The sequence below is a fragment of the Peterkaempfera griseoplana genome (assembly GCF_001418575.1).
GTDB classification, from domain to species: domain Bacteria; phylum Actinomycetota; class Actinomycetes; order Streptomycetales; family Streptomycetaceae; genus Peterkaempfera; species Peterkaempfera griseoplana.
This window is the reverse complement of record NZ_LIQR01000108.1, coordinates 1-7,492: the sequence shown is the minus strand read 5'-3', so window position 1 is coordinate 7,492 and position 7,492 is coordinate 1. Positions and strand designations below refer to the sequence as shown.

At 72.0% G+C, this 7,492-nt stretch carries 6 protein-coding genes and 2 pseudogenes; 5 read left to right on the top strand and 3 right to left on the bottom strand.

All coding sequences use genetic code 11. The annotated features are described in order from the left end of the window. Window positions 1-81: 81 nt before the first annotated feature. A complete protein-coding gene (locus tag AOK09_RS08990; protein WP_055586591.1) occupies window positions 82-474 on the bottom strand; it encodes a nuclear transport factor 2 family protein in 393 nt (130 codons plus the stop codon). 45 nt (window positions 475-519) lie between these two features. Here AOK09_RS08990 and AOK09_RS08985 point away from each other — a divergent pair. The 5 genes and pseudogenes from AOK09_RS08985 (at window position 520) to tpg (ending at window position 5,301) form a co-directional block, all read left to right on the top strand. Then, window positions 520-1,358, top strand: a pseudogene (locus tag AOK09_RS08985) (helix-turn-helix domain-containing protein). Window positions 1,359-2,345: 987 nt separating this feature from the next. Beyond that, window positions 2,346-2,786 carry a hypothetical protein gene (locus tag AOK09_RS08980; protein WP_055586590.1) on the top strand — a complete coding sequence of 147 codons (441 nt, stop codon included), beginning with the start codon at window positions 2,346-2,348 and terminating at the stop codon, window positions 2,784-2,786. 175 nt (window positions 2,787-2,961) lie between these two features. Beyond that, window positions 2,962-3,555, top strand: coding sequence for a phosphoribosylglycinamide formyltransferase (gene purN / locus AOK09_RS08975; protein ID WP_055586592.1), 594 nt, complete (start codon window positions 2,962-2,964; stop codon window positions 3,553-3,555). A 6-nt stretch (window positions 3,556-3,561) separates the two neighbouring features. Beyond that, window positions 3,562-4,734 (top strand): annotated as a pseudogene (tap, locus tag AOK09_RS08970) (telomere-associated protein Tap); the annotation flags it as partial. A 6-nt stretch (window positions 4,735-4,740) separates the two neighbouring features. After that, complete coding sequence (gene tpg, locus AOK09_RS08965; RefSeq protein WP_055586589.1) at window positions 4,741-5,301, top strand: telomere-protecting terminal protein Tpg; 561 nt, start codon at window positions 4,741-4,743, stop codon at window positions 5,299-5,301. Between the two features lie 346 nt (window positions 5,302-5,647). Here tpg and AOK09_RS08960 read toward each other — a convergent pair whose 3' ends face one another. Together AOK09_RS08960 and npdG are read right to left on the bottom strand one after the other, a co-directional pair. Next, the gene (locus AOK09_RS08960; RefSeq protein WP_055586588.1) at window positions 5,648-6,514 is read right to left on the bottom strand and encodes a hypothetical protein; all 867 of its coding nucleotides are present in this window, start codon (window positions 6,512-6,514) and stop codon (window positions 5,648-5,650) included. Between the two features lie 316 nt (window positions 6,515-6,830). Continuing rightward, window positions 6,831-7,492, bottom strand: a 662-nt coding sequence (gene npdG, locus AOK09_RS08955) for an NADPH-dependent F420 reductase (protein WP_055586587.1), incomplete at its 5' end; no start/stop codon positions are given.

The following is a 7,492-nucleotide window of genomic DNA, read 5'->3' as shown; positions in this document are numbered from 1 at the left end:
GCCGCACCCGGGTCCCGCGACGCTCGCGCAGCGGGGCCGCCCCCCGGGCCGGTCCCGCAGCGCCCCCGCTACGCCGACGGGTCAGCGCTCAGCGGCCTGCCACCACACCAGGTTGGCGGCCGCGTGGGCGGCCGGCTCGATGATCTCCCAGGCCTCGGCGAACAGTCCCTGCTCGATCCGCCAGATGTCGACGACCGAGATCTGCGGCCCCTGCGGGAGCTGCCGCCGCGAGTGCAGCACGACGTGATCACCCTCGGCCGGCAGATGGTGGACGGTCACCTGCATGTCGGCCAGCGGAGTGAGGGCCGCCTGCACGGCGGCGAGCCATTCCGTCCTGGTGGAGGACGTCGAGTCGGGCCGGTGATGGACGAAGTCCTCGCTCAGCAGCGGTACGAGCCCCTCGACGCTGCCCGTTTCCCTCATGTCCGTCAGGGCCCGCAGCACGGTGCTCTTGTGATCCGTGGTCGTGGTCATGGACGCAGTGTTTCCGCGGTCCGCGACGGTTGTCGATGAAAGGGGATGTCATGGCGCGCGGCTCCACGACGAGTACCGTCAAGGACCGTGCACACCGTCGGGGAGCTCCTGCGCCAGTGGCGGCACCGCCGGCGACTGAGCCAACTCGACCTCGCGATCGCCGCGGACGTCTCGGCCCGCCACATCAGCCTGGTCGAGACGGGCAAGTCCCACCCGAGCGCCGAAATGGTCCTGCGGCTCGCCGACCACCTCGACGTACCGCTGCGCGAACGCAACCACCTGCTGCTCGCAGCCGGCTTCGCCCCCCGCTACGCCCAGCGGCCGCCGGGGGGGACGGCGCGCTGTCGGCGGCCCGGGACGCGGTCGCCCGGGTGCTGCGCGCCCATGAGCCGTACCCGGCGCTGGCCTTCGACCGCCGGTGGAACATCCTGATGACCAACCGGGCGTTCGAGCCGTTCCTCGCCGGCGTCGCCCCCGACCTGCTGGAGCCGCCGGTCAACCTGGTACGGCTGGGACTGGACCCGCGGGGGTTCGCCCCGCTGGTCGTCAACCTCGCCGACGTGCGGACGGTCTTCCGCTCCCGCATCCGGCGTCAGCTCGCCGTCGCCCCGGACGCCGAACTCGCCGCGCTCTACGAGGAGTTGCTGGAGCCCCACTCCCCGGACGTGGCGGGCCGGTCGGTCGCCTCCGATGTCGTCATCCCGATGATCCTTCGCGTCGGCGGACGGGAGCTGCGGCTGTTCTCCACCATCACCACGTTCGGCACCCCGATGGACATCACGCTGGAGGAGGTCGCGATCGAGTCGTACTACCCCGCCGATCCGCACAGCGCCGCCTACTTCGAGCAGCCCGGCGGTGACGTCCGGGCGGCCGTGCGCCCCTGACCGGCGAGGACCGGGTGGCCACTGACCTGGCCAGGCTGCCCGCAAGGCCGTCGTGTCCTCACGCGCGGGGCCCGCGCGTGCCCGCGGCCCGGCGGGAACGCCAGGAGGCGAGCCCCCGCCGCGCCGGGAGACGCCCGGCCGGCCGGCGACGACTCCAGGCCCGGGAGGTCACTGTCCGTGACAGGTGAGGAAGTCGAAGAAGCGCAGGCCGCCGACGGCGGCCCCGGACGCGATGTCCCGCACGGTCCCACACCAGCATGCCTAGACAGCAGCCCCACGCGTCGGCGGACCCCGGCGGCGCCGTCGATGCGCCCGGAGATGTCGAACTGCACCGCCCAGCCCGGGCGGCGGTGTCCGACGGAGGTTCCACGGCTCACGCTGCCGCGGCAGGCGCCGATCGAGCCAGGCGACGGCCGCGGCCCGCCCACCCGTAGCGAAGACAAACACGCGGCGCATGGACGGGGCCTGTGCGGTGCAGATTCGCGGTGATCACGGGGCATACGGGGCAGCCGTGGCCCGGCTTCGGGGGAGCGGGCCGCCTCGGTGACCGGGCTGCTGATCCGAACCGGCCAACACAGTGGCGCCCCGGGAGTCTGGTCTCCGGGGCGCCGCCTGTGTCCGGACCCGCCTCAGCCTCGGGGGGAACTGCCGAGGCAGGCCGCACGATTCGCCTTCCCCACCGCGGCCCGGCTACTCCTGGACTTCTGCGCGGCCTGCAAAAGGCGCAGCGCTCGCAGCCAGGATGCCCGCCCCGCACACCACCACCCAGGCACACCGTCGCCCGACCGGAGACGCCACCCTCGTTTCCCCTCCTGGCGTTGACGCGGCCTTCGCCCGGTGAACCGGCGGATGCCGGCCACCGCTCCCATCCCGCGACCGGACCCTCCCCGGCGGAATCAGCGGCGAGGGCGAATCCGAAGGGAACGTCACGGACACCGAGGTCGTCCAAGCATGCGTTCCCCGCTGTCCGGCAACGGAGTGAGGCAGATGAAGAGACACACCTGGCCGGTCCTCGTCGCGGCAGTCGCCCTGCTCATGGCAGTGCAGGGGTGCGCCCGGCAGGCAGAGCGGCCCTGCACACTCGTGGCCGGATCGTCCGGGGTGAGTGTGGGATGGCATCCGAACCGTTTTCCGGACCTCCGGGACGCCACCTACGAACTGTGCGTCGACAGGACGTGCTCGACGACCACCGAGGACTTCTCACGGCGGCCGCTCGCCCAGGTCTCCGTGGACCTCCCCACCACGGTCGGCGAGGCCCGCGTGAAGGTGCACCTGACGGCCAGACGCGAGGGCGCATCCGTGCCGTACCTGGACGAGAGCCGGGAAGCCACCCTCACCACCATGCATCCGAACGGAGCGGCCTGCCCGCCCACCCTCTACCGGGCGTCCCTGACCCTGGACCCCGAGAAGGGGCTGGAGCTGCCCTGAGGCGACCCGACGAGGTCGCGCTTCGACCCCTCGCGCCATGAGGCCGCCGCAGGGCCCTGCAGTCCTGGCCCTGCGCGCCGACGCCGTCCGCCCGACCGCCCGACGGACCCGGCGGCGGACGGGCACCGACGGGTCCGCCGGTCCCGCGGCCGGCGGGACTGGCATGATCCACTGCATGCCGTTGAACGTCGCCGTCCTCGCCTCGCACACCGGGACCAACCTGCAGGCCCTCACCGCCGCCGGACAACAACCCGCGAGCGCCTTCACCGTCACCCTGGTCCTCAGCAACAACAGCGGATCAGGCGCACTGGCGCACGCCCGGGAACACGGCATCACCGGCCTCCACCTGTCCGGCCGCACCCACCCGGGCCCGGGCGCCCTCGACCAGGCCATGCTCACGGCCCTGCGGGAACACGACATCGACCTGGTCGTCACCGCCGGCTACATGAAGAAGATCGGCCCCGCCGTCCTCGACGCCTACCGGAACCGCATCATCAACATCCACCCCGCGCTCCTGCCCCGCCACGGCGGACCGGGCATGCACGGCCGCCACGTCCACGAGGCCGTCCTCGCCAGCGGCGACACCCACTCCGGCGCCACCGTCCACCACCTCACCAGCGACTACGACGAAGGCCCGATCATCGCCCAGCAGCAGGTCCCCGTCCTGCCCGGCGACACCCCCGACACTCTGGCCGCCCGCGTCCTCCAGGCCGAGCACCATCTCCTGCCGGCCACCGTCCAGGCCCTCGCCCGCGCCCAACCGAACTGACCTGGCGCACTGTTCACTCCCCGCGCGTCCGCACCGGACGCGGACGGCCGCAGGCACTCCGTGCACAACCCCGGCTCGCTGGGCACCGAACCGGTCGACTGCGCGCCCTGCGAGGCCCCCGACGGCCACCCGCTCCTCGCCGGCCTGCCGCGCTTCCACGTCCGCGGCCCGGCGGAGAAGCTCTTCGAGGAGGCCTACGACTGGGCACGCCCCCTCACCGACGACGAATGCCTGCGCCCCCACCTGGTCGGCATCGACGTCAACATGGCCTTCGCCGCCGGCGCCAACGGCCTGACCGTGGGCCTCGGCGCCCCCACACACCTCACCGCGCCCACCTTCGACGCGAAACTGCCCGGCTCCTGGCTGGTCGACCTCTCCCACGTCGACCTGTCCCACGTGAAACTGGGCAAGGACCGGGTCGACCTGGACGCCTCCCTGCTGCCCAGCCCCTTCACCCCTAAGGGCGAACACCCCCAGGGACCCGCCTGGTACGCCACCCCCACCGTCGCCTACGCGGTCGAACTCGGCTACCCGGTGCGCCCCGTCGAGGCCTGGGTGCGCCACGAGAACGGCCGCTACCTGGACGCCTGGTACACCCGGCTGCGCGACGCCTACCTCGCCACGATGGCCGACCTCGGCGTGCACGCGGACCTGGCCCCGCAGGAGTTCCTCACGGCGATGGACGGCTACCGCCGGCGCGACCCGCACCTGGCGACCGTCGCCACGGCGATCAAGGCCACCGTCAAGGGCGGCCTCGGCAAACTCCGCGAGCGCCCCCGCGGGCAGGGCTGGAAACCCGGGCAGCCGTGGCAGGCCCTCGCCCGGCCCACCTGGCGCCCCGACATCCGCGCGGCGGTCATCTCCCGCACCCGCATCAACCTCCACCGCAAGATCCTCAAGCACGCGGCACACACCGGCCAGTACCCCGTCGCGATCCTCTCCGACTGCGTCGTCTACGCGGCCGACGGGCCCTCCCCGCTGGACTTCCTGCCCTACCCCGGCGGCAAGCCGCTGCCCGGCGGCTTCAAACTCGGCGTCAACCCCGGCCTGGTCAAGCACGAGGGCACCCAGTCCGTCCTGTGGGGCGAAGAGGTCCGCGACCGCGTGGGCGCCCCCGCACTCAACCTCGCCCGCTACATCAAGGACGGGCAGGTCACCACCGAGGACACCGGGGAGTAGACCGCGATGAGCAGCAGGTTCGCCGACAGCCTCGACAAAGCCGTCCAGCGCTCCTTCACCCGCCCCGCCCCCAAATCCGCCGGCGCCCAGATGCGCTACCTGGTCAGACAGCTCAAGGGCACCAGAGCCGTCGCCGACCTGCTGGCGATCTCCCAGCGCCAGGTGGAGCGCTACGTCGCCGGCACGGCCAAAACCCCTCGCCCTCACCTCGCCGCCCGCCTGGAACGCGAAGTCACAGCACGCTGGCAACCCCACATCCGCGCCCAGGCCCGGCGCAGGGCGACCACCACCGACGGCATCGTCATCGACACCCGCGCCCGCATCGGCTACACCGCCCCCATCGGCTCCACCGACGACACCCGCCTGCGCCACCTGACCCTCGCCCTGCCGCCCCGCTACGCCGCCCGCCTCTTCGACGCCCAGCAGCAGGGCGCCACCGACCAGCACCTCCAGCAGATCACCGCCGACGCCCTCAAGGAGGTCTACTTCCAGGACGACGGCCGCCGCGCCGGAAGCCTCGAAGAGGTCCGCTTCACCGACATCGAGCACCTGGAATTCGACCTGTAGAGGCCCCCGGACAGGCGCCGGTGACATCATCAGTGTGACTGAGCGCTTCAGTTGGCGAGTTGAGCGGGCGGCTGGGACCGAGCGCTATACATGCCCGGATGGACAACCCCGATGCACGAATTCGGCCCGACGGTGACGCGAGCGCAAGCTGACCCGTCTGCTCGTGATACCACCGGGCATGAGGTGATCAGCGCAGCAGAAGAGCGCCGTGCACCTGCTCGACGAAGATTTCGATCACCGGTCGAAGACCGTCTGATCCTCGCTGGCACGAGCTGCGGCGAGCTCCTTGCGGGACTGGCGTCGGATGGTCGGCGACCGGGCGAAAAGGTCTTTCCAGTGCTGGATATCAGCTGCTGAGGTCGAACAGGCCCCACGCGGTGAATGGCTCGGCCTGGACGTAGATCCTGCTTCCTCGGCTGACGACCCGCCGGCGGCGGGGAGCAGGGCCATGGGGCAGGGTGAGCGCGCTGACCTCCGTTGGCTCGACAGATGTTTCGGTGAGCTCTCCGTGGGCGAGTCGGTCCCCCTCCTCGCCGTAGCCGCCGTAGAAGGTGACTCGCTTGCCGTGGACAGCCACCGCATTGGCGCCCCGTATGCGGTTCGACCACACCCTCACGGGCTGGTCGGTGCGGTCGGGGCGTATCTCGACGAGCGGGAAGTCCGTGTAGGGGCACGCCCAGGCGACGGTACTCGACACGTTCAGCGCGTAGCAGTCGAAGAGACCGGGGATGCGGGCGCCGTCCGACGTCCAGACGAGCCGGCCCGTGGCGCTCCAGCGACGGATTCCGGCCGGGTTCTCGTCGAAGTGACCGACCCAGATATGGCCGGCCTCGTCAACGAGCAGGTGCTCGATGGCGTCCCCGACGGAGAAGGACGAGGTCTCGCGCCCGAGCGCGTCGAAGACCTGGACCTGGTTCGCGTCCTCGTGCCGGCGGGCGCGCGACGCGGCGACGACGAACCCACCGTCCGGCAGGCGGTCCAGGTGCGGCCAGCGGGCTCGCACGGCGCTCAGCTCGGTGAGTTCGACGCTGCCGCCCGGATGGACGGAGACGACCAGCGCGTCGAAGGGCAGGACATCGCCGCCGGGCTGCGGAGCACGCTCGGCAAGCAGCCAGTGGGCGGCGCCGAAGACATCGACGGTACTGGTCAGGACGTGGCGGTTGTGGTGCGCTCGGGGGAGGTGGGCGTAGGGAATGAGGGCAGTCTTCTGCACGGGCGAGCTCTCCTTGGTGGGCGGTCACGGCCATCGGTCGCTGCGGTGAGTTGCGGTCGGGCGGCGCGCGAGCGGTGGAGAGCGGAGCGGGGCGCCTAGAGGGCATGGCCCTTTCTGGTCGTCATGAGGTGATCATCGTCGACATCCAGCCTCACGACAAACCCTTTCGGCGCACTGCCCTCATTGATCGACGAAACCGTCCAGGTCAGCCTCAACGACGAACAGGTCGTCCACGCGAGCCCGGCTGCGCCGACGGCCCCGTGTCCACCAGGCCGTTGCGCCGGGGCCGCCGACGGTGATCGTCGTACGTCCGCGCTCAGACATCCGTGATGCGCAGCCCGGCATGCGCCCGGTAGCGGCGGTTGACGGAGATCAGGTTGGCGACCAGGGCCTCGACCTGGTGGGCGTTGCGCAGCCGGCCGGCGTAGATCCCGCGCATCCCCGCCATGCGTGCGACGAGGGCCGAAACGGTGTCGGTGGCCGCCCGGTCGTCCCCGAGGACCAGGACGTCGGTGTCGATGGCGTCGATACCGGGGTCGCTCAGCACGACGGCGGACAGATGGTGGAAGGCCGCGGTGACGCGGGAGTGCGGGAGCAGGGACGCGGCCTGCTCGGCCGCGCTTCCCTCCGCGGGGCGCACGGCGTAGGCGCCGCGGCTGTCGAAGCCCAGGGGGTTGACGGCGTCGATGACGAGCTTGCCGGCGAGGTCGTCGCGGAGGGCCTGGAGCGTGGCGGCGTGTCCCTCCCAGGGCACGGTGACGATGACGATGTCGCTGCGGCGGGCCGTCTCGGCGTTGTCGTGGCCGGTGATGCCCAGACCGAGGTCGGCCGCGGCGGCCCGGGCCCGCTCCGCGGTGCGGGAGCCGATGATGACGGCCTGGCCGGTGCGGGCGAGGCGGTGGGCGAGCCCCCGGCCCTGCGGCCCGGTTCCGCCGAGGATGCCGACGACCAGCCCGGAGACGTCGGGGGCCTCGGGGG